20 protein-coding genes and 4 pseudogenes are annotated in these 24,971 nt (G+C 71.6%); 12 read left to right on the forward strand and 12 right to left on the reverse strand.

From position 1 onward, the window contains the following. Positions 1–149: 149 nt before the first annotated feature. Positions 150–3,797: a methionine synthase gene (gene metH, locus O7632_RS10805; RefSeq protein WP_347403626.1), complete on the reverse strand. Its 3,648-nt coding sequence runs from the start codon at positions 3,795–3,797 to the stop codon at positions 150–152. 389 nt (positions 3,798–4,186) lie between these two features. Between metH and O7632_RS10810 the strand changes: the two are divergent. From O7632_RS10810 to O7632_RS10840, 7 genes and pseudogenes are all read left to right on the forward strand, one after another. Continuing rightward, positions 4,187–4,707: pseudogene (locus tag O7632_RS10810) on the forward strand (hypothetical protein). A gap of 135 nt (positions 4,708–4,842) precedes the next feature. Next, entirely contained in the window at positions 4,843–5,958 is a 1,116-nt protein-coding gene (locus O7632_RS10815) for an exo-alpha-sialidase (RefSeq protein WP_278113652.1), read from the forward strand. A gap of 16 nt (positions 5,959–5,974) precedes the next feature. After that, entirely contained in the window at positions 5,975–6,250 is a 276-nt protein-coding gene (locus O7632_RS10820; RefSeq protein ID WP_278113653.1) for a MoaD/ThiS family protein, read from the forward strand. Between the two features lie 20 nt (positions 6,251–6,270). Then, positions 6,271–7,545, forward strand: coding sequence for an MFS transporter (locus O7632_RS10825; protein WP_278113654.1), 1,275 nt, complete (start codon positions 6,271–6,273; stop codon positions 7,543–7,545). Between the two features lie 149 nt (positions 7,546–7,694). Beyond that, positions 7,695–8,453, forward strand: a complete 759-nt coding sequence (gene fabG / locus O7632_RS10830) for a 3-oxoacyl-ACP reductase FabG (RefSeq protein WP_278113656.1) — start codon at positions 7,695–7,697, stop codon at positions 8,451–8,453. 263 nt (positions 8,454–8,716) lie between these two features. Then, positions 8,717–10,735, forward strand: a complete 2,019-nt coding sequence (locus O7632_RS10835; RefSeq protein ID WP_278113657.1) for a hypothetical protein — start codon at positions 8,717–8,719, stop codon at positions 10,733–10,735. Positions 10,736–10,783: 48 nt separating this feature from the next. Further along, the gene (locus O7632_RS10840; RefSeq protein WP_278113659.1) at positions 10,784–11,539 is read left to right on the forward strand and encodes an arginase family protein; all 756 of its coding nucleotides are present in this window, start codon (positions 10,784–10,786) and stop codon (positions 11,537–11,539) included. Between the two features lie 57 nt (positions 11,540–11,596). Here the strand turns inward: O7632_RS10840 and atzF are convergent, their stop codons facing one another. From atzF to O7632_RS10880, 9 genes and pseudogenes are all read right to left on the reverse strand, one after another. Further along, positions 11,597–13,306 carry an allophanate hydrolase gene (gene atzF, locus O7632_RS10845; protein ID WP_278113661.1) on the reverse strand — a complete coding sequence of 570 codons (1,710 nt, stop codon included), beginning with the start codon at positions 13,304–13,306 and terminating at the stop codon, positions 11,597–11,599. A 105-nt stretch (positions 13,307–13,411) separates the two neighbouring features. Further along, positions 13,412–14,584, reverse strand: a complete 1,173-nt coding sequence (locus tag O7632_RS10850) for a BMP family ABC transporter substrate-binding protein (RefSeq protein WP_278113663.1) — start codon at positions 14,582–14,584, stop codon at positions 13,412–13,414. 43 nt (positions 14,585–14,627) lie between these two features. After that, on the reverse strand, positions 14,628–15,539 hold the full coding sequence (locus O7632_RS10855) for an ABC transporter permease (protein ID WP_278113664.1): 912 nt from the start codon (positions 15,537–15,539) through the stop codon (positions 14,628–14,630). Beyond that, positions 15,536–16,594 carry an ABC transporter permease gene (locus O7632_RS10860; protein ID WP_278113665.1) on the reverse strand — a complete coding sequence of 353 codons (1,059 nt, stop codon included), beginning with the start codon at positions 16,592–16,594 and terminating at the stop codon, positions 15,536–15,538. Before O7632_RS10860 ends, O7632_RS10855 begins: the two co-directional genes overlap by 4 nt. A gap of 6 nt (positions 16,595–16,600) precedes the next feature. Further along, positions 16,601–18,196 carry an ABC transporter ATP-binding protein gene (locus O7632_RS10865; RefSeq protein ID WP_278113666.1) on the reverse strand — a complete coding sequence of 532 codons (1,596 nt, stop codon included), beginning with the start codon at positions 18,194–18,196 and terminating at the stop codon, positions 16,601–16,603. Further along, positions 18,193–18,903 carry a GntR family transcriptional regulator gene (locus O7632_RS10870; protein WP_278113667.1) on the reverse strand — a complete coding sequence of 237 codons (711 nt, stop codon included), beginning with the start codon at positions 18,901–18,903 and terminating at the stop codon, positions 18,193–18,195. Before O7632_RS10870 ends, O7632_RS10865 begins: the two co-directional genes overlap by 4 nt. A gap of 140 nt (positions 18,904–19,043) precedes the next feature. After that, positions 19,044–19,146: pseudogene (locus O7632_RS32210) on the reverse strand (DUF664 domain-containing protein); the annotation flags it as partial. Positions 19,147–19,179: 33 nt separating this feature from the next. After that, positions 19,180–19,470: pseudogene (locus tag O7632_RS32215) on the reverse strand (DUF664 domain-containing protein); the annotation flags it as partial. Between the two features lie 112 nt (positions 19,471–19,582). Further along, positions 19,583–20,236, reverse strand: coding sequence for a class I SAM-dependent methyltransferase (locus tag O7632_RS10880; protein WP_278113669.1), 654 nt, complete (start codon positions 20,234–20,236; stop codon positions 19,583–19,585). Positions 20,237–20,317: 81 nt separating this feature from the next. Between O7632_RS10880 and O7632_RS10885 the strand changes: the two genes are divergently transcribed. From O7632_RS10885 to O7632_RS10900, 4 genes and pseudogenes are all read left to right on the forward strand, one after another. Further along, complete coding sequence (locus O7632_RS10885; protein WP_278113670.1) at positions 20,318–20,899, forward strand: XRE family transcriptional regulator; 582 nt, start codon at positions 20,318–20,320, stop codon at positions 20,897–20,899. 224 nt (positions 20,900–21,123) lie between these two features. Then, positions 21,124–21,354: a DUF433 domain-containing protein gene (locus O7632_RS10890; protein ID WP_278113671.1), complete on the forward strand. Its 231-nt coding sequence runs from the start codon at positions 21,124–21,126 to the stop codon at positions 21,352–21,354. Beyond that, on the forward strand, positions 21,351–21,728 hold the full coding sequence (locus O7632_RS10895; RefSeq protein WP_278113673.1) for a DUF5615 family PIN-like protein: 378 nt from the start codon (positions 21,351–21,353) through the stop codon (positions 21,726–21,728). The genes O7632_RS10890 and O7632_RS10895 overlap by 4 nt, the downstream gene beginning before the upstream one ends. A 241-nt stretch (positions 21,729–21,969) precedes the next feature. Further along, positions 21,970–22,142, forward strand: a pseudogene (locus tag O7632_RS10900) (DUF397 domain-containing protein); the annotation flags it as partial. A gap of 64 nt (positions 22,143–22,206) precedes the next feature. On the opposite strand, the gene O7632_RS10905 reads toward O7632_RS10900, so the two are convergent. Continuing rightward, positions 22,207–23,607: a PLP-dependent aminotransferase family protein gene (locus tag O7632_RS10905; RefSeq protein ID WP_278113675.1), complete on the reverse strand. Its 1,401-nt coding sequence runs from the start codon at positions 23,605–23,607 to the stop codon at positions 22,207–22,209. Here O7632_RS10905 and O7632_RS10910 point away from each other — a divergent pair. After that, the gene (locus tag O7632_RS10910) at positions 23,606–24,523 is read left to right on the forward strand and encodes a DMT family transporter (RefSeq protein WP_278113676.1); all 918 of its coding nucleotides are present in this window, start codon (positions 23,606–23,608) and stop codon (positions 24,521–24,523) included. The two genes, O7632_RS10905 and O7632_RS10910, sit on opposite strands and share 2 nt — an antisense overlap. Positions 24,524–24,557: 34 nt before the next feature. Here O7632_RS10910 and O7632_RS10915 read toward each other — a convergent pair whose 3' ends face one another. After that, a complete protein-coding gene (locus tag O7632_RS10915; protein ID WP_278113678.1) occupies positions 24,558–24,956 on the reverse strand; it encodes a ribbon-helix-helix domain-containing protein in 399 nt (132 codons plus the stop codon). Positions 24,957–24,971: the final 15 nt, after the last annotated feature.

The raw sequence follows: 24,971 nt of genomic DNA on the forward strand, positions 1-24,971 counted from the left end.
CCGCCGCGCGCTGACCCTCCCCAGCCAGCCGGCGAGCCGGGGCCCGGGTACGCGGTTCGTCCCGCGTACCCGGGGCCCGGACAAGGACATTGGACATATGGACGTGGACAAGGACGTGGATGTGGACCGGTCGCGCGGTGGCGCGGTGGTCAGTCCGGTTCGTAGCCGAGGTTGGGGCGCAGCCAGCGCTCCACCTCGGCCAGCGGCATCCCGCGTCGGGCGGCGTACTCCTCGACCTGGTCGCGTCCGATCCGCCCGACCGTGAAGTACCGGGACGACGGGTGCGCGAACAGCAGCCCGCTGACGCTCGCCGCCGGGGTCATCGCCCCGGACTCGGTCAGGCTGATCCCGGCCTGACCCGCGTCCAACAGGTCGAACAGGTGCCACTTCTCGCTGTGGTCCGGACTGGCCGGGTAGCCGAGCGCCGGGCGGATGCCCCGGAACCGTTCGGCGTGCAGGTCCGCCACGTCCGGATCGGCGTCCGGTTCGTACCACTCCCGCCGGGCCCGCAGGTGCAGGTGCTCGGCGAACGCTTCGGCCAGCCGGTCGGCCAGCGCCTTCACCATGATCGCCCGGTAGTCGTCCTGCGCGGCCTCGTAGCCGCCGGCCAGCTCCTCGGCACCGTGGATGGCGACCGCGAAGCCGCCGAGGTGGTCGCCGGACGGGGCCACGTAGTCGGCCAGGCACCGGTTGGGCCGACCGGCCGGCTTGGTGGTCTGCTGCCGCAGCATCGGTAGCCGCACCAGCTGGTCGGCGTCGCCGTCGAGCACCAGGTCGTCGCCGTCGGAGCGGGCCGGCCAGAACCCGTACGCGCCGTGGGCCCGCAACGACCCGTCGGCGATGATCTGGTCGAGCATCGTGTTGGCGTCGTCGAACAGTTCCCGCGCCACCGGCTGCTCCAGGATCGCCGGATACTTGCCCTTGAGCTCCCAGGCGAGGAAGAGGAACTGCCAGTCGATCATCGGCCGGAGCTCGTCGAGACTCGGCTGGACGTAGCGCACCCCGGTGAACGCCGGTACCGGCAGCTCGTCGAAGGAGACCGTCTCCCGGTTGGCCCGCGCCTGGGCCAGGCTGAGCAGCGGCTGCCGACGGTTGGTGTGCTGCTCGCGCAGCCGCTCCTGCTCGACCCGGTTGTCGCTGTCGAACTGCTCCATCCGGTCGGCGCTGAGCAGATCGGAGACCACCCCGACCACCCGGGAGGCGTCGAGGACGTGCACGGTGCTGCCGTCGTACGCTGGCGCGATCCGCACGGCGGTGTGCTGGCGGGACGTGGTGGCCCCGCCGATCAGCAGCGGCAGCTTCAGCCCTCGGCGCTGCATCTCCCCGGCGACGGTGACCATCTCGTCCAGCGACGGCGTGATCAGGCCGGACAGCCCGATCGCGTCGGCGTTCTCGGCGATCGCGGTGTCCAGGATCTTCGCGGCCGGCACCATCACCCCGAGGTCGATCACCCGGTAGTTGTTGCAGCCCAGCACCACCCCGACGATGTTCTTGCCGATGTCGTGCACGTCGCCCTTGACGGTGGCCAGCACCACCGTGCCGGGCCCACGCTCGCCACTCGGGTCGACCGCGGTGCCGGCGGCGGTGGCGTCCTGCCGGGCCTGCTCCTTCTCGGCCTCCAGGAACGGCTCCAGGTAGGCGACCGACCGCTTCATCACCCGGGCGCTCTTGACCACCTGCGGCAGGAACATCTTGCCGGAGCCGAACAGGTCACCGACCACCTTCATGCCGTCCATCAGCGGGCCCTCGATCACGTCCAGGGGCCGGGCCGCCTGCTGGCGGGCCTCCTCGGTGTCGGACTCGATGAAATCGACGATGCCGTGCACCAGGGCATGCGACAGCCGGGCGGCGACCGGTGCGTCGCGCCAGGACAGGTCGACGGCGCGTTTCGTACCCGAGCCGGAGACCGTACCGGCGAAGGTGACCAGCCGGTCGGTGGCGTCCGGCCGGCGGTCGAACAACACGTCCTCGACCAGCTCCAGCAGGTCGGCCGGGATGTCCTGGTAGACGGCGAGCTGGCCGGCGTTGACGATGCCCATGTCCAGCCCGGCCCGTACGGCGTGCAGCAGGAACGCCGAGTGCATCGCCTCGCGGACCACGTCGTTGCCCCGGAACGAGAACGACAGGTTGGAGATGCCGCCACTGGTGCGTACGCCCGGGCAGCGCTGCTTGATCTGCGGCAGCGCGTCGATGAACGCCTTGGCGTACCCGTTGTGTTCGCTGATCCCGGTGGCCACGGCCAGCACGTTGGGGTCGAAGATGATGTCGGTCGGCTCGAAGCCGGCCTCCCCGGTGAGCAGGTCGTACGCGCGGGCGCAGATCTCCACCTTGCGTTCGGTGGTGTCGGCCTGGCCCTGCTCGTCGAAGGCCATCACGACGACGCCGGCGCCGTACTCGCGGATCTTGCGGGCCTGGTCGAGGAAGACCTCCTCGCCTTCCTTGAGGCTGATCGAGTTGACCACGGCCTTGCCCTGGACGCACTTGAGCCCGGCCTCCAGCACGCTCCACCGCGAGCTGTCGATCATGATCGGGATCCGGGCCACCTCCGGCTCGGTGGCGATCAGGTTGAGGAAGGTGACCATCGCCTGTTCGCTGTCGAGCAGGTCGGCGTCCATGTTCACGTCGAGCAGGTTCGCCCCGCCCCGGACCTGGTCGAGCGCCACGTCCACGGCGGCCTGGAAGTCGCCGGCCTCGATCAGCCGGCGGAACTTCGCCGATCCGGTCACGTTGGTCCGCTCGCCGATCATCACGAACCCGGTGTCCGGGCCGATCTCGAACGGTTCCAAACCGCTGAACCGGCTGGTCGCCGCCGGCTTCGGCACGACCCGGGGAGGTGCCCCGGCGACGGCCTCGGCGATCTTCGCGATGTGCGCCGGAGTGGTGCCGCAGCAGCCGCCGACGAGGTTGACCATGCCGGAACCGGCGAACTCGCCGACCAGCGCCCCGGTCTCCTCAGGCGTCTGGTCGTAGCCGCCGAACGCGTTCGGCAGCCCGGCGTTGGGATGGCAGGCGGTGAACGTGTCCGCGAGTCGGGTCAGCTCGGCCACGTGTGGCCGCATCTCCTCCGCGCCGAGCGAGCAGTTCACCCCGACGACAAGCGGATGGGCGTGTTCGACGGAACGCCAGAACGCCTCGACGGTCTGCCCGGACAGGGTCCGACCGGACAGGTCGACGATCGTGACGGAGATCCACAACGGCAGCTGCGGTACGGCCTCGCGGGCCGCCGCGATCGCCGCCTTGGCGTTGAGCGTGTCGAAGATCGTTTCGATCAGCAGCAGGTCGACGCCGCCCTCGGCGAGCGCCACCATCTGTTCGGCGTACGTCGCCTTGACCTTGTCGAAGGTGACCGCCCGGTAGGCCGGGTCCTCCACCCGGGGCGACAGCGACAGGGTGACGTTGAGCGGGCCGACCGAACCGGCCACGAACCGGCCACCGAACTCGTCGGCCGCCTGGCGGGCCAGTTGCGCCCCGCGCACGTTCATCTCGTGCACGTACGCTTCCAGCCCGTAGTCGGCCTGGGCGATGCTGGTCGCGGTGAACGTGTTGGTGGTGGTGATGTCCGCGCCGGCGGCCAGGTACTGCCGGTGCACGTCGAGGATCACGTCCGGCCGGGTCAGGTTGAGCAGGTCCGGGTCGCCGGTGACGTCGCGCGGGTGGTCGCCGAACCGGTCGCCGCGATAGTCGTCCGGGGTGAGCTTCGCCCCCTGCAGCATGGTGCCCCACGCGCCGTCGAGGACCGCGATGCGTTGGCTCAGCAGCTCGCGGAGCCGCTGCTCGCTGTCGCCTGAGCGGGACAAATCAACCACTGGCTACCTCCGTATCGCTCGGAGGCGCCCTTGAACCGCTGGTCACACCCCCGCTCGCGGGATGATCGGGGTCGAGCGTGGCGGGTGTACGCCCGTCGCAGCGCCTCTCGGCCCCGCAAAGAGTCTAACCCCGGCGGTGGGGGACACACCGGTGTCCAGGTTGCTGTGGTGTTCGCACACGTGTGCGGTAGCTTCGGTGACCGGCCCGCCGCCATCCGGCGCGAAGCTACCCGCGCCCGCGCGGTGCTGGCGGATGGAAGCCCGCGCGGTGCCGGCGGATGGAAGCCCGCGCGGTGCCGGCGGATGGAAGCCCGCGCGGTGCCGGCGGATGGAAGCTCGCGGCGACGGCCGACGAAGGCTCGAAGAGGAGATGTATCAGCATGGGCAGGAAGACGGTTTACGTCTCCGACTTCACCGGCGCGGTCCTCCAACCCGACGACGAGGTGGTCCGGATCGTCGTACTCGAACACCCGGATCTGGTCGCCGGACCGGTCCGGTTGGAGGCCAGACCGGCCGAGGTGGAGAGCATCGACGACGCGGCGCTCGACGTGGCCGTGGTGGAGATCCACGACCAGCACGACGGCGGCGAGCCCCGCCGGGTGGTGCTGACGGCCAGCGAGTTCGACGCGCTCGCCACCGACGTGCCGATGGCGCAACTGCTGCGGACCGCCGAACGGGTGAAACCCGCCAAGACCAGCCGGCGGGCGGCCACGGATCGGCTCGACTACGCCACCCTGGAGCACGCCGGCAAGCCGCACCGGGGCAAGACCACCGACGAGGAGGCACGGCTGGTCCGCGAACACCTCGACGAAATCAACAAGCGGCTCGCCGACGAAGGCCTGCGGCAGATCGATCCCACCAACCCGAGCACGCCGACCGGTACGGCTTCACCGTCGGTTAGCAGCCGCCCTGAGCCCGGGGTGCCGAGCCGCCGTGGGCCGGCGATTGCGACCCGGCGTGGAGTGTCGGTCCGCCTCGGCATACTCCCGGTCGTGCGGGCGGCGCCTCGCCCGTCGTGAACGACCGGGAGGATGGCATGGAGACTGACCATACGGGGGCACCTCGGGCGGAGACCCTGCTGGCGATCGGGACCGGAAAAGGGCTGTTCGTCGCGGCCAGCGGCGACGACCGGCGGAGCTGGCAGGTCAGCGGCCCGCACTTCCCGATGACCGCCGTGTACGCGGTGGCCGTCGACAAACGTCCGGCCGTACCCCGGCTACTGGCCTCGGTGGCCAGCTCGCACTTCGGGCCCAGCGTCGCCACCAGCGACGACCTCGGCCGTACCTGGTCGGAGCCGGAGCAGCCCTCGGTCGCCTTCCCGGCGGACACCGCCACCAGCCTGGAACGGGTCTGGCAGCTGGCCCCGGCATCACCCGCCGAACCCGGCGTGGTCTACGCCGGAACCCAGCCGTCGGCGCTGTTCAAATCGACCGACGGCGGTGCCAGCTTCGAGCTGGTCCGCCCGCTGTGGGAGCACCCGCACCGGCCGGACTGGGACGCCGGGTACGGCGGCCAGGCGATCCACACCATCCTGCCCGACCCCCGGGATCCGACCGCCGTGCTGGTGGCGATGTCCACCGGAGGCGTCTATCGCACCGGTGACGGCGGGGCCAGCTGGGCACCGGCCAACACCGGCATCCGCGCCTGCTTCCTGCCCGACGAGTGGCCCGAGTTCGGCCAGTGCGTCCACAAGGTGGCCCGCGACGCGGTCGACCCGGACCGCCTCTACGCGCAGAACCACCACGGCGTCTACCGCTCCGACGACGCCGGTGCCAGCTGGTCGTCGATCGCCGACGGGCTGCCCAGCGACTTCGGCTTCCCGATCGTCGCGCACCCGCACCGCCCCGGGGTGATCTACACGTTTCCGTTGGTGGCCGACTCGCGCCGGTTCCCGGTCGACGACCGCTGCCGGGTCTTCCGCTCCGCCGACGCCGGCACCACCTGGCAGCCGCTCACCGCCGGGCTGCCGCAGCACCCCTACTATCCGGCGGTGCTGCGCGACGCGTTGACCGTCGACGACGCGCCGGTGGCCGGCGTCTATTTCGGCACCCGCAGCGGCGACGTCTACGCCAGCCGGGACGAGGGCGACACCTGGCAGGCCGTCGCCACCGGGCTGCCCGACGTGCTCAGCGTCCGGGCGGCGACGGTCTGAGACGGGCGGTGTGACGATGGTGACACTACGGGTGCCAGGTCCGTTACGCGCCGACAGCGGTGGGCAGTCCCGGCTCACCGTCCCCGCGTCCGGGTCGCTGCGGGCGGTCCTCGACGAAGTGTCGCGCCGCTGGCCGCTGCTGGCCCGCCGGATCCGTGACGAGCAGGGACAGGTCCGCCGGTACGTGAACGTCTACGTCGACGGGGTCGACCATCGGCACGCCGGCGGCCTCGACATCGCCGTGCCCGACGGCGCCGAGGTGCAGGTGATCCCCTCGGTGGCCGGCGGCTGACCTGAGGCAGGATGCGGTGGGTGTCGCGCCTGTTGATGGACCTCGGCCCGCTGCGGGCCAGCCCGCCGTACCGCCGGATGTGGGCCGGCACCGCGCTGTCCGGGATCGGCACCAGCCTGACCACCGTCGCCGTCGGCCTGCAGGTGTACGCCATCACCGGTTCGACGTTCCACGTCGGCCTGGTGGGACTGTTCGCCGTGGTGCCGCTGATCGCCCTGGGCCTGTACGGCGGATCGATCGTCGACGCGTACGACCGCCGTCGGGTGGTGATCACCACGTCGGTGGGTCTGCTCCTGGTCGCGGTCGCGTTCGCCGTCCAGGCCTGGTTCGACGTCGGCCGGGTCGGCCTGCTGTACGCCCTGGTAGCGGTGCAGAACGGGCTGTTCGCGGTGAACAACCCGGCCCGTACCTCGATCGTGCCGAGGCTGCTGCCGATCGGCCTGCTGCCGGCGGCGAACGCCCTCACCGGCCTGTCGATGGGTCTCGCCTACACGGTCGGACCGCTGCTGGCCGGTCTGCTGGTCGGCTGGTGGGGTTACGCCGCGACGTACGCCGTGGAGGTGGGGCTGCTGACGGTGGCGTTGGCGACGTTGATCGCGCTGCCGCCGGTGCCGCCGGAGGGGACCGTACGCCGGGCCGGGCTGGCCTCGGTCTGGGAAGGGCTGCGCTTCCTCGGCACCCGTCCCAACGTACGGATGACGTTCCTGGTCGATCTGGCCGCGATGGTACTGGCCATGCCCCGGGTGCTCTTCCCGGCGATCGGGGCGACCGCGCTCGGCGGCGGCGCGACGACGGTCGGCGTGCTGACCGCCGGGATCGCCTTCGGGATGGTGACCGCCAACCTGCTGTCCGGCCCGCTGGGCGGGGTCCGTCGGCAGGGGCAAGCGGTGCTGACGTCGGTGGTCGTCTGGGGCGCCGCGATCGCCGTCTTCGGGCTGATCGTCGCGGCGGCACCGGGACCGGCGCCCGGCGGTGGCGCGCACCCGATGCTGTGGGCGGCGGTCGCCGTGCTGGTGGTGGCGGGTGCGGCGGACGCGGTCAGCGGGGTGTTCCGGATGACCATCCTGCAGGCGGCGACCCCGGACGGGCTGCGCGGCCGGCTGCAGGGCGTGTTCATCGTGGTGGTCGCCGGCGGCCCGCAACTGGGTCAACTGGTGCTCGGCAGTACCGCCCAGTTCACCGGGGAGGCGTTGGCCGCCGTCGCCGGCGGCCTGGCCTGCGTGGCGGTGGTGGTGGCGCTGGCCCGCTACCAGCCCGCCTTCGCGCACTACGACGCCCGCGATCCCACCCCGTGACGACGACGCCCGCGGTCCCACCCCGTGACGACGACGCCCGCGGTCCCACCCCGTGACGACGACGCCCGCGGTCCCGGCCGGTGACCGGACGGCACAATGAAGCCGACCGGCACACCCCCGCCGGCATCCCGCGCCGAAGGAGTCGCCCGATGGAGAGGTTCACCGACCGGATCGCCGTGGTCACCGGTGCCGCACAAGGCATCGGCGCCGCGATCGCCCAGCGGCTGGCCGCCGAGGGCGCCGCCGTGGCGGTGGTCGACCTCAGCGCCGAGCGGGCCCGGCCGGTGGTCGAGACGATCACCGCCGCCGGTGGCCGCGCCGTGGCGCTGGGCTGCGACGTGACCGACCCGGCGGCCGTGACCGCGATGACCGACGAGGTCGTCGCCACGTTCGGCCAGCTCGACATCCTGGTCAACAACGCCGGCATCACCCGGGACAACCTGCTGTTCAAGATGCCGGCGCAGGACTGGGACGCGGTGTTGACCACCAACCTGTCCAGCATGTTCCACTGCTGCCAGGCCGCCCAGCGGCACATGGTCCCGGCCCGCTACGGCAAGATCGTCAACCTGAGCAGCCGCTCGGCGCTCGGCAACCGGGGTCAGGTCAACTACGCGGCGGCCAAAGCCGGGGTGCAGGGACTCACCGCGACCCTGGCGATCGAACTGGGCCCGTACGGCATCAACGTCAACGCCGTCGCGCCGGGCTTCGTGGCGACCGCGATGACCGCTGCGGTCGCCGCCCGGATCGGGATGGACACCGAGCAGCACCGTCGCCAGGTCGCCGAGCAGACCCCGTTGCGCCGGGTCGGCCGGCCGGAGGAGATCGCCTCGGTGGTCGCCTTCCTGGCCAGCGAGGACGCCTCCTACGTCAGCGGACAGACGTTGTACGTCAACGGGGGCGCGCGCTGACGACATCGGTCCCGCGCCGCCGGTTCGCCTGGCGGCGGGACCGGGGCTGACCGGTTCGCCTGGCGGCAAGACCCGTGCCGACCGGTACTTCTGGCGGCGGGACCAGGGCCGACCGGTCACCTGGCGACCGCCCGGCGGGCAGGCCGACCGCTGCCCGGTCGGCCCGTCCGTCCCCACCGGGTAGCCGATCATGGTCGCCCGGCAGCCAAATACCGGGTGGCACCGGTTTACCCCGGACCCCGGTCACCGCAGACTCGGACCCCATGAGCCGTCGCAAGACCGTTGTCCTCGGTGCCGCCGTCGTGGCCGTGGTTTCCCTCCTGGCCGCTGTCGCCGTCGTGGTGTTCGCCCGGGGCGGCGGTGTCCCGTTGAGCGCCCGCGACGACGAGGCCGGCGTCTCGGTACGGGTGGACGGCTCGGCGGTCGACGGCCGGGGCGCGACGCTGCGGGTCGCGGTCGCCGACGACGCACCCGACTTCCCCGAACCCAGCATGATCACCCCGCTCGGCGCGGTGGTCGACATCGCGCTCGACGGCGGCGAACTCACCGGGGCGGCCACCATCACGTTCGACTATCCCGCCGACGCGCCGGTCGACGACATGTTCATCGCGACCTACGTGGCGGACTGGGGCCAGTGGCTGCCGCTGGGCGGTGACGTCGACCCGTCGTCGCGCACCATCTCCACCCAGACCCGGCACTTCTCCTACTGGGTGGTGGCCGCCTGGGACCAGGAGGAGACCGCCGCCCAGGCCGCGCTGGCCCTGCAACGGGGGGTCAACGCCAACCGGTACGTGGCCGGAATCGCCGGGATCCTCTCCGTACCGCCGCCGTTGGAGTGCCGCTATCAGGCCCTGCCGGTCCGGGTGGAACGGACCAACTGGGTGCCGGGCCTGGAGACCTGCGCCCAGTTCCATCCCGACCGCGACGGCACCTACACGTTCAGCATCGGCAACACGGTCGGCTATCCGCTGTTGCTGGAGTTCCCGCCGGCGTTGACCGTCGAGTCGGGGCCGAACTCGGCGACCGGTCCGACCGGTCGGGAGAACATCTACACCGCCCTGATCGAGGACGTCCGGACGCTGATGGGAGACACCGCCGTGGTGCTCAGCTCCGGCACCCGCGTCACCTTCCGGCTCGACCCGGCGAAGTTGCCCGAGTCCGGCACGATCACCCTGGCCGCCCGGCTGGACTACGGCCACGTCCTGCTCGACGCCACCGGGCTGCTGCTGCAGCTGCTGTTGCCGCTGAGCCCGGACAGCAAGGCGTTGCAGCTGTGGCGTCAGTCGGAGAAGTACCTGCAGACGGCGCAGTGCATTCTGACCGAGAGCATCAAGCTGGCCGAGGTCGTCGGCAATCCGGCCGGCCGCAGCCTCGGGCAGTGGGTCACCGCCGCGACGACCGCCTACTACGAAGGCGTACTGCGCTGCGCCGACGCGATCGTCGACTTCGTGCTGAAGTTCATGGAGAAGCCGGCGGACGCGTACGTCGAAGGGATCTTCAACGCGCTCAGCAACAGCCTGCGGGGCCTGGTGAAACGGCGGCTGGACGCCGTACTGGCGATCTGGCGCAACAGTGGGGCGATCCGGGAGCTGCTGTCCGGCACGGTGGAACTGGCCCGGCAGGCCTTCACCGGGGACAGCGGCCGGCGGTCGCTGCGCCTGGCCGTCACCGATCCGCCGCTGGACCGGCTGCACGAGGTGATTCCCCGCCCGTCGGAGGGCAACTTCCGGGCCGGGACCAGCGCCGCCGACTTCGTCGTCGCGCAGGAGGACCGGTACGCCCCGTTCGGGCCGTACCGGGGTTGCGAAGGCGACCCGGAGTGGCAGCTGAACTGGGCGTCGGTCCCGCACGGCACCGGCTATCTCTACCTGGACGGCGCCAGCGATCTGATCAGTGCCCAGGTCCAGGTCGGCCACGTGCCGGCCGGGCAGCGGGACGCGGTCGAGGCGTACCTGCGGCAGCTGGCCGGCACGGACCAGTGCCGGGCCGAACGGTCCGAGTACGACGTCACCGACTACGGCGTGGTGGTGACCGCCAAGGACTATCCGGCGGTGACCCTGGTGCTCAACGCCCTGGAGCAGACCCCGGACTACACGACGACCGGCACCGTCTGGTGTGGCTTCGACCCGCGCACCGGCTATCTGATCACGTTGCAGACCCAGCCGTTCGACAATCCCGAACTGCCGATCGGCGAGTTGACCGAACACAGTGAGACCGCCTGGTATTACCTGGTGAAACGGGCGGAGGCGATGCTCGGCACCGGGCTGGCACCGGCGTCGTAGACCCGACGAGGTCTGCTGTGGACGGCGATCGGCGGTAGGCTCTCGAAGGTGACCAGCATCCTGGTGCCCTACCATCTCGACGAATACCTGCCCGAGCTCGACGTACCCGGGTCGGCGACGACCACGGTCATGCTGGCCCTGCCCGAGGCCGCCGACTCGTGGTCGCGGATGGCCTGGCTGTACGGCGCGGTCGCGGCGACCGTGTCCGGGGCGGTGGCCGCCGGCTCACGACCGGTGGTGTTCTCCGGCGACTGCACCACCTCGCTCGGGGCGGTCGCCGGTCTGCAACGGGCCGGTGTCGACCCGGCGGTGGTCTGGCTGGACGCCCACGGCGATCTGCAGACCCCGGAGACGACGGCCAGCGGCTATCTCGGCGGCATGCCGTTGCGGCTGCTCACCGGCTACCGTCCGGAGCTGATCGGGTCGGCGCTCGGCCTCACCGCCGTGGCCGAGTCCCGGATCGTGCTCGGCGACGGCCGGGACCTCGATCCACCGGAGGCCGACTACCTGCGGGGATGCGCGATCCGCCGCCGTCCGGTCGACGAGTTGACCGCCGAGGTGCTGCCGGACGGTCCGATCTATTTGCATCTGGACGCCGACGTGGTGGATCCGGTGGACCTGCCCGGTCTGCGGTTTCCCGCGCCGGGTGGCCCGCATCTGGAGTCGGTCGCCGACGCGGTGCTGCGGGTGGTCGACACCGGCCGGGTGGTGGCTGTCGGGGTCGCCTGCACCTGGGATCCGGGGCACGGGTCGGCGGCACGGTTCGGCCCGCTGGTCAAGGAGATCATCAGCCGGCTGACCTGACCCGGGCCGAGGCGCGCCGGGCCGGCCGGTTCAGCCCGCGTCGACGGGCCGGCAGGCTCAGCCGGTCGCGTCGAGCGCGGCGCGCCAGCCACCGGCGGCGGTGACGTCGACCGCGTCCCGTACGCCGTGTTCCTCGGTGAGGAATCCGGCGACCCGGCTGCCGTCGTCGAGTTCCACCGACCCGAGGCCGAGCGGCGCCGGTACGGTGGCCAGCAGCGCGCCGACCGCCTGATGCGGCAGTCGCCACACTTCGACGGCGATACCGCCGGCCGGGCCGTCGCCGGTGTGCAGCAGCCCGGGGCGAGGCAGACCCGGTCCGGGCAGCCGGTAGAGCCGGTAGCCGGGTGCGGTACGGGCCCGGTACGCCAGCCGTCCGCCGAGTTCGACGAGCTGCGGGTTGAGCGGCAGGCCGGTCAGGTGTGCCCCGGCGACCGCGACCGCGATCGAGCCGCTGTCCTCGGCGAGGCCGGCGTTCGTGGCCGGCTCACCGCACCAGGTGGCGGCCAGGTCCAGCAGCGGCGCGTCGGCGAACGCCGGGGCGATGAACTGGACGCCGAACGGCAGCCCGTCGGGTCGGGTCCCGGCCGGTACGGCGACCGCGCACAGATCGAGCAGGTTGACGAAGTTGGTGAACCGGCCGAGGCGGGCGTTGACGCCGATCGGGTCGGCGGCGACGTCGGCCAGGGTCGGGTGGCCGGGGGTGACCGGCAGCAGCAGCGCGTCCACGTCGGACCAGATCGGTTCGCTGTCGCGGCGCAGCGCGGCGAGCCGGTCCAGGCCGGCGAACACGTCCGGCCCGGTGACGTCCCGGCCGCGTCGCACGATCGCGCGGACCGTCGGGTCCAGGTGCGGGCCGTCCGGTTCGAGCAGGTGCCCGAACGCCGCCCACCGGGCGGCCAGCCACGGTCCGTCGTAGAGCAGCCGGGCGGTGGCCAGGAACGGGGTGACGTCGACCGTGACGACGTGCGCGGCGACGTGGCGCAGCCGGGTCAGCGCCGCCTGCCAGGCGGCCTCGTGCGCCGGGTCGAGGTCCAGCGGAGCATCGGGTACGGCGACCACCCGCATCCGGGCGGCGATCCCGGCCGGTAAGCGGGCCGGCAGCGGCCGGGACCACGGGTCGTCCGGGTCGGCCCAGGTCAGCGCGGCCAGCGCCGGGCGGGCCTCGGCGACGGTACGGGTGAACGTGGTGACGCAGTCCAGCGAGGCGCAGGCCGGCAGCACGCCGGCGGTGGAGACCAGCCCCCGGGTCGGCTTGACGCCGACGATGCCGTTGAACGCGGCCGGCACCCGGCCGGAGCCGGCGGTGTCGGTGCCCAGGGCCAGCGGCACCAGACCGGTGGCGACGGCGAGCGCGCTGCCCGAGCTGCTGCCGCCGCTGACGTGCGCCGCGTCGGCCACGCTGTGGCAGGCCCCGTACGGGCTGCGGGTGCCGACCAGGCCGGTGGCGAACTGGTCCAGGTTGGTCTTGCCGACGACGACGGCACCGGCGTCGACGAGGCGCCGGACGGCGGTGGCGGAGGTGGTCGCCGGGCGGTCGGCCAGGGCTGGGCAGCCGGCGGTGGTGGGGTGTCCGACGAGGTCCAGGTTGTCCTTGACGGCGACGGCGGTGCCGGCGAGCGGGGCGGCCGGGTTGACCCGGGCAGCGGCGTCGGCCACCTCGGCCGGGTCGAGCAGGGTGATCCAGATCGGCTGGTCCGGGTCGGTGGCCTGGCGGGCGGCGAGGACGGCGGCCACGGGGTCGTGGCGCACTGGTGCGGTCGATGTCACGTCGGGTGAACCTCCGAGGGCCGGGGGACAGGGCTGGTCGGGAACCCGGCGCGGCCGCGCCGGACCAGTCCCGTCCCCCGGAAGCTGGGCGAGGTGGGGTGGGGGTCAGGACGAGGGGATCTGGCCGACGACGCCCTCGACGAAGTAGTCGATCGATTCGATCGTCTGGTAGTCGGGGATGGTGCCGGCCGGTACCCGTACGGTGCCGGCCTGGTCCACGACCGGCCCGGCGAACGGTGAACCGTCTTCGGCGCTGATCCGTTCCTTGGCCTGCTCGACGAGGGCCTTGGCCTCGTCGGTGACCGCCGGCCCGTACGCGGACTGCACGAACGGGTTGTCGCCGGTCTTGAGTCCGACCCGGTAGTTGGCGTTGTATTCGCTGCCGGTGAACTCTCCGGCGAGGATGGTCTCGACCATGGTGGTGTAGAGCGGTCCCCAGTCCCATTCGGAGCCGGTGAGCCAGCCGGTCGGGGCCAGGTCGCTGGCGTCGGCGTGGTAGCCGACGGTGTAGGCGCCGGCCGCCTCGGTGGCCCGGATGATGGTGGCGGTGCAGTCCTGGTGTTGGCTGATCACGTCGACGCCCTGGGAGAGCAGGCTGTTGGTGGCTTCGGCCTGTTTGGCCGGGTCGCACCAGCTGGAGGTGTTGACCACGTACGTCTGCACGTCGGGGTTGACCGACGCGGCGCCGAGCTGGAAGGCGTTGATGTTGTCCAGGGTCTGCGAGATCGGGAACGCGTAGACGTACCCCAGCTTGTTGCTCTTGGTGGTTGTTCCGGCGATGATGCCGGCCAGGTAGACCGGTTCGTAGACGGTGCCGAAGTAGGTGCCGAAGTTGGGGGGCGCGTCGCCGTCGACGATGTTTCCCTGTTGCAGCACCACGACGTCGGGGTTGGCGGCGGCGACCTTGAGCGCCGGGTCCTTGTGCCCGTACGAGGTGGCGAAGATGATCTTCGCGCCCTTGCGGATCATGCTTTCCATCACCCGGGTGGCGTTGTCGTCCTCCGGGACGTTCTCGGCGGTCAGCACCTCCAGGTCCGGGTACGCGGCGGCGACGGCCTGACTGCCTTCGTACGCGGCCTGGTTGTAGCCGTAGTCGTCCTTGGGTCCGACGAAGATGAAGCCGATCGCGGTGCCGCCGGTGCCGGGGGCCTCGGCGGCGTCGCCGGTCGGCGCGGCGGTGGTGGAGTTGGTGGCGCAGCCGGCCAGCAGCACGGCGGTCGTCGCGGCGGCGGCCAGCGCGACCAGCGGACGTCGGCGGGACAGTCTTCGCATGCTCATCTGGTGTTCCTCCGGTGATCTGGTCGGGGAGCTATCTGGGGATCTATTTGGCGGGGGTCAGTTCGAAGACCCGGGACAGTCCTTCGGGGGCGGCGTTGCTGCGTCGGCGGCCGAGCAGCACCAGCGCGACGATGGTGACCAGGTACGGCAGGGCGTCGAGGGCGAACTGGTTGAACCCGAAGCCCCGGGCCTGCAGCGCGGGGGACAGGGCGAGCGCGACCCCGAACAGGTAGGCACCGCCGACGGCGCGCAGCGGATGCCAGGCGGCGAAGATGACCAGGGCGACGGCGATGAAGCCCCGCCCGGCGGTCATGTTCTCGAACCAGGCGTTGGCGTACGCGGTGGCCAGGTGCGCGCCGCCGACGCCGGCGAGCAGCCCACCGGTGACCACGGCAAGGTAGCGGACCAGCTGTGGGGAGTGCCCGTACGCGGCGAGCACCTCGCCCCGCTCGCCGGCGCCCCGGATCGCCAGGCCGGGACGGCTGCGGTAGAGCAGCCACCAGATCGCCGGGGCGAGCAGGTAGGAGCAGTAGACCAGCGGGTCGTGCTGGAAGAAGATCGGTCCCAGCGCGGGGATGTCGGACAGCAGCGGGATCGGGTACGGCCGGAACGGGCTGATCGCCCGACCGACGTACGCGGCCCCGAACATCGAGGTCAGCCCGAGGCCGAGGAAGAGCACGACCAGGCCGGTGGCGAGCTGGTTGGCGGCCCGGCCGAGCACCATCACCGCGTGGACCAGGGCGAGCAGGCCGCCGGCGGCGGCACCGGCGACGACTCCGGCCCACGGGCTGCCGGTCTCGGCGGTGACCGCGTAGGCGGCGAGTGCGCCGGTGAGCATGCTGCCCTCGGTGCCGAGGTTGATCACCCCGGCGCGTTCGGCGATGGTTTCGCCGAGGGCGGCGTAGAGGATGGCGGTGCCGCCGCGCACCCCGCCGGTGAGGACGTCGACGATCACGACTTGCTCCTTCGGTTGAAGCCGAGCACGACGAGCAGCACGATGGCCATCAGGACGTTGACCGAGGCGGCCGGTAGGCCGGCGTCGATCTGCAGGCTGTCGCCGGCCATCGCGATCGCCGCCAGCAGCAGCGCGGCCAGGCCGACCCGTAGTGGTCGGTGCAGCGCCAGCCAGCTGGCCAGGAAGCCGACGTAGCCGAAGTTGGTGGTCATGCCGGGGCGCAGCTTGAACTCCGTACCGGCGAAGTGGACCAGCCCGGCCAGGCCGGCGAGTGCGCCGCCGACGAGCATCGAGGTGACCAGCAGGGTGCCGACCCGCAGGCCGGCGCGGCGGGCCGCTTCCGGGTTGCCGCCGACGACCCGCAGCCGGAATCCCCAGCCGGTGCGCGCCATCAGCCACCAGATGGCGGCCAGGGCGATGCCGGCGACGACGATGCCGGTGTTGAGGGTGCCGCCGGGGACGAACAGGGGCAGCCGGGCGGTGTCTTCCAGCGGCCGGCTGGCCGGTTGGCCGAAGCCGGAGGCGTCCTTCCACGGGTCGTAGATCAGCAACAGCATGATGTCGATGGCGATGAAGTTCATCAGCAGCGTGGTGATCGCCTCGTTGACCTTGACGGTGAGCCGCAGGCCGGCGGCGATGCCGGCCCAGATCGCGCCGCCGGCCATCGCCGCGACGATCATCAGGGCGAGCACGACCGGGCCGGGCAGGCGCTGGTCGGTGACCAGGCCGACGCCGGCGGCGCTGACCGCGCCGATCACGATCTGACCTTCGCCGCCGACGTTGAGCAGGCCGGCCCGAGCCGGTACGGCGACCGCGAGCGCGGCCAGCACCAGCACCGAGGCCCGGACCAGTACGGTCTGCGCCTGGGCCGGGTCGGCCAGGGAGAGCAGCATGTCGGCGTACATGGTGAACGGGTTGACGCCTTTGGCGGCGGCGAAGGCACCGAAGATCAGCGGTGCGGCGAGTACGGCGACGACGACGCGCAGCCACAGTCGCGGTCGATTGTCGACAGTTTTTGCTTGTTCGGGGGCGGGGCGTACCAGCGTGTCGGTCACCTCAGGTCACTCCCCACCCGCAATGTCGTGCTCGCCGCCACCAGCGCCGCCGCCACCAGCGCCGCCGGCGTGGTTGCCGCCCAGCATCAGTTGACCGATCGCGTACCGGTCGGTGCTCACCGGCGTGACGACCCCGGCCAACTCCCCGTTGTGCAGCACCGCGATCCGGTCGCTGATCGACAACAACTCGTCGAGATCCTCCGACACGACCAGCACCGCCGCGCCCGCGTCCCGCTGCTCCAACAGCAGCTCCTGGGTCCGCCGGGTGGTCGCGATGTCCAGCCCACGACTCGGGTACGCGGCAACCACCACCGTCGCCGGTGCCCCCAACGCCCGGGTCAACACCACCCGCTGCACGTTGCCGCCGGACAACTCGGCCACCACCCGGTGCTCCGGTGCCATCCGCAGCCCGGCGCGCTCCTCCCGTACGGCCGCGCCGGCCCGTACCGCCCGCCAGTCGATGCCCAGCCCACGCCGGACAGCCGACAGGTCGGCCAACGCCATGTGCTCGGTGATGGTCAAGCCCGGCACCACCGCGTCGGTCAGCGGATCCTCCGGCACCCCGACCGCCCCGGCGGCCAGAGCCTGCCGGGGCCGGCCGCGCAACTCGGTATCCCCGATGTGGACCGTCCCGGCGGTGGCCCGGCGCTCACCGAGGATCACCTCGCACAGCTCCCGCTGCCCACTGCCGGCCACCCCGGCGACCCCGACGAGTTCACCGGGGCGCAGGTCCAGATCGACGCCGCGTAACGCCGGCTCACCCCGGTCACCGGTGACGTCGACGCCGCGCAGCCGCACGATCGGCGCCACGTCAGCGCCCGGCGGCTCCCGGTGACTGGCCAGACCCGGCACCGACCGGCCCACCATCGCCTCGACCAGTTCGGCGTCGGTGTGGTCGGCCGGGTCGGCGTTGCGCAGCACCACCCGCCCGCCGCGCAGCACCGTCACCCGGTCGGCGATCGCCCGCGCCTCACCCAACTTGTGGGTGATGATGATCATCGACAGTCCGTTGGCCCGCAGCGCCCGTACCGCCGCGAACAGCGCGTCGACCTCCTGCGGGGCGAGCACACTCGTCGGCTCGTCCAGGATCAGCAGCCGCGCACCGGCCATCAGCACCTTGAGGATCTCGACCCGCTGACGTTCCCCGATCGACAGATGGGCCACCAGCGCGTCCGGGTGCACCGGCAGCCCGTACCGCCGGGACTCCTCGGCGATCCGCGCGGACAGCGCCCGCCGCTGGAACCGCAGCCCACGACCCGGCAGGGCCAGGGCGATGTTCTCGGTGACGGTGAACGCCGGGATCAGCCGCATGTCCTGGAAGACCATGCCGATGCCGGCCGCGCGGGCCGCCGCCGGCGAGTCGATCGCCACCGGTACGCCGTCCACTCGCAGCTCACCGGCGTCCGGCCGGTACACCCCGTAGATCAGCTTCATCAGTGTGCTCTTGCCGGCACCGTTCTCGCCGAGTACGGCGTGCACCTCGCCCGGTGCCACGTCGAAGTCGACGCCGTCGTTGGCGACGACCTCACCGAATCGGCAGGTCAGACCCCGTACGGACAGCAGTGCGGTGGTGCTTTCCACCGCCGCCGCCACGGCGGTCATGACAGCTCTCTAGTCTCGACGGCCATCATCCGGGTCAGGGCCTGCGCGGCCCGTTGCTCGACGACGGCGACGGATTCCCCCAAATGCATCGTGAACCTCCGGTGGGCGGTGTCGAGGTCGCCGCCGAGGACGGCCTCCAAAATGCCGAGATGCTGGGTGATCGTGCGATCGATCCGCTCGGCGGAGAGAAAGTCGTGCATCCGGACCACCCGGATGCGTTCGTTGACCACGCCGAGCATCCCGGCGAGAGCGTTGTTGCCGGCGGCCTCGGCCAACCGGACATGGAAGCTCTCGTCGAGCAGCACGAACCCGGGATCCGGGTCCGGGGTGTCGCGGCGCAGCACCAGCCAGTCGTCGCGCAACGGCTCGACGACGGACAGATCGTGCGGTTCACCGGTTTCGGCCGGGCGGTGCAGCGCGGCCAGTTCCAGCGCGCGACGCACCTCGTACAGCTGCCGGACCTCGACCAGGTTGGACGCCGCCGGTACGTAACCCCCGTCCGGCAGGCGTTCGACGAGGCGTTCGGCGTGCAACCGGGCCAGGGCCTGGCGGACCGGGGTACGCGACACCGACAGCAGGCTGGCCAGCCGCTCCTCGCCGAGCCGGATCCGCAGCGGGAAGTCGCCGACCAGCAGCCGCCGCTTCAGCTCGGTGTAGGCGTGCTCACCGGCCTGCGTACGCGGGGGTGTGTCCAGTCTTGTATCCAACGCCGGATCCATGAACGGACCGTAGGGGCGATGTGCTTCGGAGGTGTTTCCTGACGGTAAGCAGCCCGACGCGGCAACGAACACACCGCATCGGGCTCGTACAAATCGCGGAATCTACCGGTATAGCCGCTGATTATTGGTCAACGACCGGTGGAACCGTCGATCTGCTCGCGCAGGATGTCGGCGTGGCCGGCGTGCCGCGCGGTCTCCTCGATCATGATGCACCATCACCCAGCGCCGGGTCGGCGGCAGGCCGCGCCCCGGTGGCCGGGGCGCGGGACCGGCAAGATCGGTCCAGCCGTCGACGACCTGGTTGGCCCGCGCGATCGTCTCCCGGTAGTCGGCCAACAGGCCCTCTACCGTCTCCTCGGGACCCGGCCGCAGGGCGGCGCGCAGGTCGGCGATCGGCTCACCGAGGGAGTAGAACCGTTCGACGTGGGCCAGATGTTTGATCAGCCCCAGCAGACTGGTGCCGGACGGCACCCCGGCGGTACGGACCTGCGGATCCGGCGTGCCCGCGGCCTTGCCGGCGATCGAGTCCCGCAGGTAGTCGAGAAATCCCTGCAGGGTGGCCTTCTCACCGGGAGCGGTCCACGCCGGCCCGGTGTCCTTGCGCCTGCGCCGTGGCGCCGAGGCGTCGGCCGATCCGTTTCTGGCGCCGGCCGCTCCGTTCCCGGCATCAGCCGATCTCGCCGGCGCGCCACACGATCAGCACGTTGTCGGTGACCGTCGCGGTCTGGCCATCCGGCCCGGTCGCCCGCCGCTGCGGCATGTCCGCACGCAGCACCTGCCACTGACCGGGGTCGAGATCGAGTCCGGCGGCCACCTCGTCCGGGGTGGGGAAGCGGGCGTCCGGGTCCTGGTTCCACGACCAGGGGGCGGCGGAGCCGTGGTCGACGATCAGCAGCCGGCCGCCGGGCCGCAGCGCCAACGCGGCGGTACGCAGCACCCGGCTGCGGTCCAACGCGAACGGGGTGTGGAAATACTGCGCGTTGACCAGGTCGAACGTCCCGGCGGGGAAGCTGCGCGCCAGATCGTGCCGTTCAGCGGTGACCTGGTCGCCGAGACCGAGCGCGTCGGCCTTTGCCGCGACGCGGGCGACGGCCGTGGCGGAGATGTCCACGGCGGTGACCCGCCAGCCGCGCCGGGCCAGCCAGAGGGTGTCGCCGCCGGGGCCGCAGCCCAGGTCCAGGGCGGTGCCGGGCGTCAGCGCCTCGGCGGTCTCGACGAGCATCGGGTTGGCCGGCCGGTCCGAGGCGGCCACGCTGCCGTGCAGCCCCTCCCAGAACAACTCGGGGTCGGTGCCCAGCGGCGGGCCCTGCCATCCATTCATCGGTTTCCTCCTTCGACGAACAGCATCCTGACCACCGCCCGACAGTTGCAAGAAAAATTGCCGATCCGCATCATGGGTGCCATGAGTGTCACCGCAGCGGACGTCCTCGCCGGGGTCGGGCCACGGCTGCGTGCCCTACGCCGGGCACGTGGCGTCACCCTGGCCGGCCTGGCCGAAGAGACCGGTCTGACCCCGAGCACGCTGTCCCGCCTGGAAAACGGCAAACTCCGCCCGACACTGGAGCAGCTGCTGCCGTTGGCGCGGGCACACGGCGTACCGCTCGACGACCTGGTCGCCGCCCCACCCACCGGCGACCCGCGCATCCACCTGCGGCCCGTCCGGCGCTCCGGGCTGACGATCGTGCCGCTGACCCGACGGGCCGGCGGCGTCCAGGCCTACAAGGTGATCTACCCACCGGCGGGCCGGTCACCCACGATGAAGCTGCAGACCCATGACGGGTACGAATGGTTCTACGTACTCAACGGGCGGATCCGGTTCATCCTCGGCGACCAGGAGTTCCAGCTCGGCCCCGGTGAGGCCGCCGAGTTCGATACCCGTACGCCCCACTGGATCGGCAGCGCCGACGCCCAACCAGCGGAGACGCTCACCCTCTTTGGCGCCCAAGGCGAACGCGCCCACCTGTCGCCGAAACGGACGGGGTGAGACCAGAGCCGCCATCGAGCTCGATAACACGGATCGATCGTTGGCTCGCCGGCAGGCGCTCCAACATGATCACCTGTTCCCGAACCAGCCGTCGCAGCTCGGGCCAACCTCGCCGCAAGCCGCTACAGCAGACCAGCTCAATGACTCGCAGCGGGGAGCGAACGGCCCGATGGCGCACCGACCGGCTGGGGGCCGGTTGGGCCACCACGGGTTACGATGCCGTCATGAACTTCGAGCGGATCACCGTCAACCCTGCCCAGATGGGTGGGGCGCCGTGCATCCGGGGGCTGCGCATCCCGGTCGCGACGGTGGTGGCGATGGTCGCGGACGGCATGAACGCGGACGAGATCGTGTCAGAGCTGCCGGACCTGGCCGTTGATGACGTCTGGGAGGCACTGCGCTTCGCGGCCGAGGCTGTCCGGGAACGGGAACTCCCGTTGCATCACGCCGCATGAGGTTCCTGGTCGACAACAACCTGTCGCCGACGGTGGCGATGGATCTACGCTCTCACGGACACGATGCCGAGCACGTCAGGGACTACGGCTTGGCTGCGGCGCCGGATGAGGTCGTACTGGAGCGGGCGCGTCAGGAACAGCGGGTGCTGATCTCCGCAGATACTGACTTCGGCACTCTGTTGGCATCTTCCGGGGCTGATGAACCGTCCGTGTTGCTGGTGCGCCGGATCAGCGGGCGTCGGGCTGCACAGATCGTCGCGATTCTGGTGGCGAACCTCGACGCGATCGCCGACGACCTGGCCAGCGGAGCGGTCGTGGTGGTTGGTGAGGACTGGCTGCGAGTCCGGCCGTTGCCCATCCTGCCCAGCAAGTGACCCCTTGCCGCTGCTCGTTGATTTGGATCGACGTGCGACGGCAGATGAGCTGGCACTACGCCGGGGTGAGCCAGCGGTGATGGCGTCGCAGATGGAGCACTTGGTCTCGCTGGCGCAGCGGCCAACTGCCGACGGCTCCGTACCTGGTGTGGTCCTGGGCCGTTGGTTGTTTGTTCAATCCACTCTGCAGCTGAGGGTAGTGCCGGCAGAGCCTTGACCTGACCGCAAGCATGGGTGGGAGATGGACCTGAACAGCGTGCGCTGGCGCAAGTCCAGCAAGAGCGACACCGGCAACTGCGTCGAGGTCGCCGACAACCTTTCTGGGCGCGTGTTCGTCCGGGACACCAAGGATCGCGACGGTGGCACGCTGCCTTCGGCTCGGCCGCGTGGTCGGCGTTCGTCGAGCTGGCCAAGGCCCGCGGACCCGACCATCTTGGCGACGGCCCCGTACCGGACGCGGTGCGGAGCCGTCGGTTGATCACCGGGTTGCGGTGGCGAGGCGGCGGACGGCCTCGTCCATCTGGTCGGCCGGGGCGGCGGCGTAGGTCAGGCGTAGGTGTGGGGCCGGTGGTTCGGCCGCGTACCAAGGACGACCAGGGAAGACGACCACGCCTTCGGCGGCGGCTGCTGCGGTGAGGGCGACGTCGTCGGTGCCGTCGGGCAGTGTCACCCACAGGTGTAGTCCGCCCCGCGGCACAGTGGTGGAGACGAGTTCGGGCAGGTGCCGGCGCAGCGCGGTCAGCAGCGCGTCTCGCCTGGCGCGAAGAGCGGTTCGCAGCGTACGTAGATGTCGTGGCCAGGCCGGGGCGGTGACCAACTCCAGGGTGGCCTGTTGTAGCGGCCCAGCGACGAAGAAGTCGTCGAGTAGTCGGGCGGCCCGAAGCCGGGCACCGGCCGGGCCGCGCGCGCCCAACGCCGCCACCCGCAGGCCGGGAGCTGCGGACTTGGTCAGCGAGCGCAGATAGACCACGTGCCCGTCGATGTCGTCGGCGGCCAGTGGCGGCGGAGCTTCGCCGTCGATGGTGAGGTCGCGGGCGTAGTCGTCCTCGATCAGAAACGCCCCGGCGTCGCGTACCGCCGCCATGACCGCCGCCCGGCGGTGCGCCGCCAGCGTCGCCCCGGTCGGGTTCGCGTGCAGCGGCTGGCAGTAGAACAGCCGCGCGCCGGTCCGGGCGAACGCGGCGGCGAGCTGATCCGGGCGTACGCCATCGGGGTCGGCCGGCACCGGCACCACCCGCAGCCCGTTCGCGCGGGCGGCGGCCAGCGCTCCGAGGTACGTCGGAGACTCGACGAGCAGCGTGTCACCGGGCGCGGCGAGCGCCCGCAACGCGGTGGAGAGAGCGGCCTGCCCGCCTGAACAAATGATCATGTCGTCGGTGCGCAGCTGGGCTCCGGCCGCCCAGGCGAACCAGGCACGCAGGTCTTCCCGCCCTTCGACCGGACCACGCTGCCAGGTGGCGGGCTGGCGGGCGGCGCGGGCGAGCGCCGCGCCGAGCGCCGCCATCGGCTGTAGCTCCGGATCCAGGTAGCCGCCGGTCAACGCGATCGCGCCCGGCCTCGGCAACGCCAGTAGCGCCTGCATCTCGTCCTCACCTGGCCGGCGTGCGCCGAGCGCCACCGTCTGCCACGACAGATCCGCCCCCTGGCCGGGGGTGTATCGATCGTCGGGCCGGGCAGCGACGTAGGTGCCTTTTCCAGGCCGCGCCTCGATCAGCCCACGTGCTACCAGCCGCCGGACCGCCTCGGCGACGGTCACCGGCGAGGCGGTGTGTCGAGCGGTCAACTCGCGTACCGAGGGCAGCCGCGTCCCGGGGGTTGCGGCGGCCACCAGCCGGAGCAGATCTTGGATAACGCGGTCGGCCGCGTTACCGTCATTCATGAAAGACAAGAGTAGCGTTACTGCTGTCCGACCGGTAACAGCGGACCGGCTAACCGGACTCGCCCTCGGCGCGCTGGGCGTCCTCGCGTTCAGCATGTCGCTACCCGCCACCAGGGTCGCCGTGCAACACCTCGACCCGTGGTTCGTCGCCTTCGGCCGAGCCGTCGGCGCGGCGCTGCTCGCCTGGGCGTACCTCTGGTTCACCCGCGCACCGCGACCCACCCGCAGCCAGTGGCGGCGGCTGTCAGTCGTCGCCGTCGGTGTCGTCGTCGGGTTCCCGCTGTTCACCTCGCTGGCGTTGACCACCCACTCGTCGGCGCACGGCACGGTCGTGATCGCCGTACTGCCCGCCATCACCGCCGTGTTCGCGGTGGTACGGGCTGGTGAGCGCCCACCTCCGCTGTTCTGGGCCGCCGCTGGCGGCGGGCTGGTCGCGGTGCTCGGCTTCCTCGCCGCCGGCGGCGCGGTGCGCGGTGCGCTGACCGCCGCCGACCTGTTCCTGCTCGTCGCGGTCGTCCTCTGTGGTCTCGGGTACGCCGAGGGCGGCGCGCTCGCCCGCGAACTCGGTGGTGCCCGGACGATCTGTTGGGCGCTGCTGCTGTCACTGCCGGCCACGGTGGTCGTAGCGTTGGTCGTCGCCGTGGCCCGGCCGCCGCGTGCCGACGCCGTCACCTGGTCGGCGTTCGGCTACCTCACCGTGGTCTCGATGTTCCTGGGCTTCTTCGCCTGGTACGCCGGGCTGGCCAGGGGCGGCGTCGCCCGCGTCGGTCAGGTCCAGCTCGCCCAGCCGGTGCTTACCCTGCTCTGGTCCGCCGCGTTGCTCGGCGAGACAGTCAGCGCCGCCTCGATCGCGACGGCGCTGGGCGTGCTGGCGTGCGTGGTCCTGACGCAATACCAGCGGTCGCGTGTCGGCTGAAGCCAGCGATCGATCACACGAAATGCCATCGGGGTCAGCCGGTCCAGTGCGCATAGCCAGTACTGCGGTGTGTGCGGTCAGGCCGCGTCGGCGTGGCCTTCGCGCTGGTGTGTGCGGTGACGATGCGGCGGAGCACGTCGAGGGCCTGCTCGGCCTCGTGCCGGCCGACGGGTGCGGTGCGGGCGGCCACGTACCCGGTCAGGGCGTCGCGGATGACGTCGGACCGGCGGGTCGTCGATTCGGCGATGCGGTCGAGTTGCTCGACGAGCGCGACGGGCAGCCGGATGCTCACCAGCATCATCGGCGCTTCCGGCGCTGGGCCGGTCGCTGGCGCGGGGTTCATGGACCTGATGACCGGTGCCAGGCTGTCGGTGATCTGAAACCAGGTGATGACCTCGTCCTTGGTCATCCGGTCGAAGTCCGGCTCGCTCACAGGACCCGCCTCCTC

The sequence above is a fragment of the Solwaraspora sp. WMMD406 genome, from assembly GCF_029626025.1.
Classification (GTDB): domain Bacteria; phylum Actinomycetota; class Actinomycetes; order Mycobacteriales; family Micromonosporaceae; genus Micromonospora_E.

What these genes read in the sequence shown, in the direction of transcription:
- O7632_RS10815 (WP_278113652.1), top strand. Translation starts at nt 4,843, where the DNA reads ATGGAGACTGACCATACGGGGGCACCTCGGGCGGAGACCCTGCTGGCG.
- O7632_RS10820 (WP_278113653.1), top strand. Translation starts at nt 5,975, where the DNA reads ATGGTGACACTACGGGTGCCAGGTCCGTTACGCGCCGACAGCGGTGGG.
- fabG (WP_278113656.1), top strand. Translation starts at nt 7,695, where the DNA reads ATGGAGAGGTTCACCGACCGGATCGCCGTGGTCACCGGTGCCGCACAA.
- O7632_RS10835 (WP_278113657.1), top strand. Translation starts at nt 8,717, where the DNA reads ATGAGCCGTCGCAAGACCGTTGTCCTCGGTGCCGCCGTCGTGGCCGTG.
- O7632_RS10850 (WP_278113663.1), bottom strand. Translation starts at nt 14,584, where the DNA reads ATGAGCATGCGAAGACTGTCCCGCCGACGTCCGCTGGTCGCGCTGGCC.
- O7632_RS10865 (WP_278113666.1), bottom strand. Translation starts at nt 18,196, where the DNA reads ATGACCGCCGTGGCGGCGGCGGTGGAAAGCACCACCGCACTGCTGTCC.
- O7632_RS10880 (WP_278113669.1), bottom strand. Translation starts at nt 20,236, where the DNA reads ATGAATGGATGGCAGGGCCCGCCGCTGGGCACCGACCCCGAGTTGTTC.
- O7632_RS10885 (WP_278113670.1), top strand. Translation starts at nt 20,318, where the DNA reads ATGAGTGTCACCGCAGCGGACGTCCTCGCCGGGGTCGGGCCACGGCTG.
- O7632_RS10890 (WP_278113671.1), top strand. Translation starts at nt 21,124, where the DNA reads ATGAACTTCGAGCGGATCACCGTCAACCCTGCCCAGATGGGTGGGGCG.
- O7632_RS10895 (WP_278113673.1), top strand. Translation starts at nt 21,351, where the DNA reads ATGAGGTTCCTGGTCGACAACAACCTGTCGCCGACGGTGGCGATGGAT.
- O7632_RS10910 (WP_278113676.1), top strand. Translation starts at nt 23,606, where the DNA reads ATGAAAGACAAGAGTAGCGTTACTGCTGTCCGACCGGTAACAGCGGAC.
- O7632_RS10905 (WP_278113675.1), bottom strand. Translation starts at nt 23,607, where the DNA reads ATGAATGACGGTAACGCGGCCGACCGCGTTATCCAAGATCTGCTCCGG.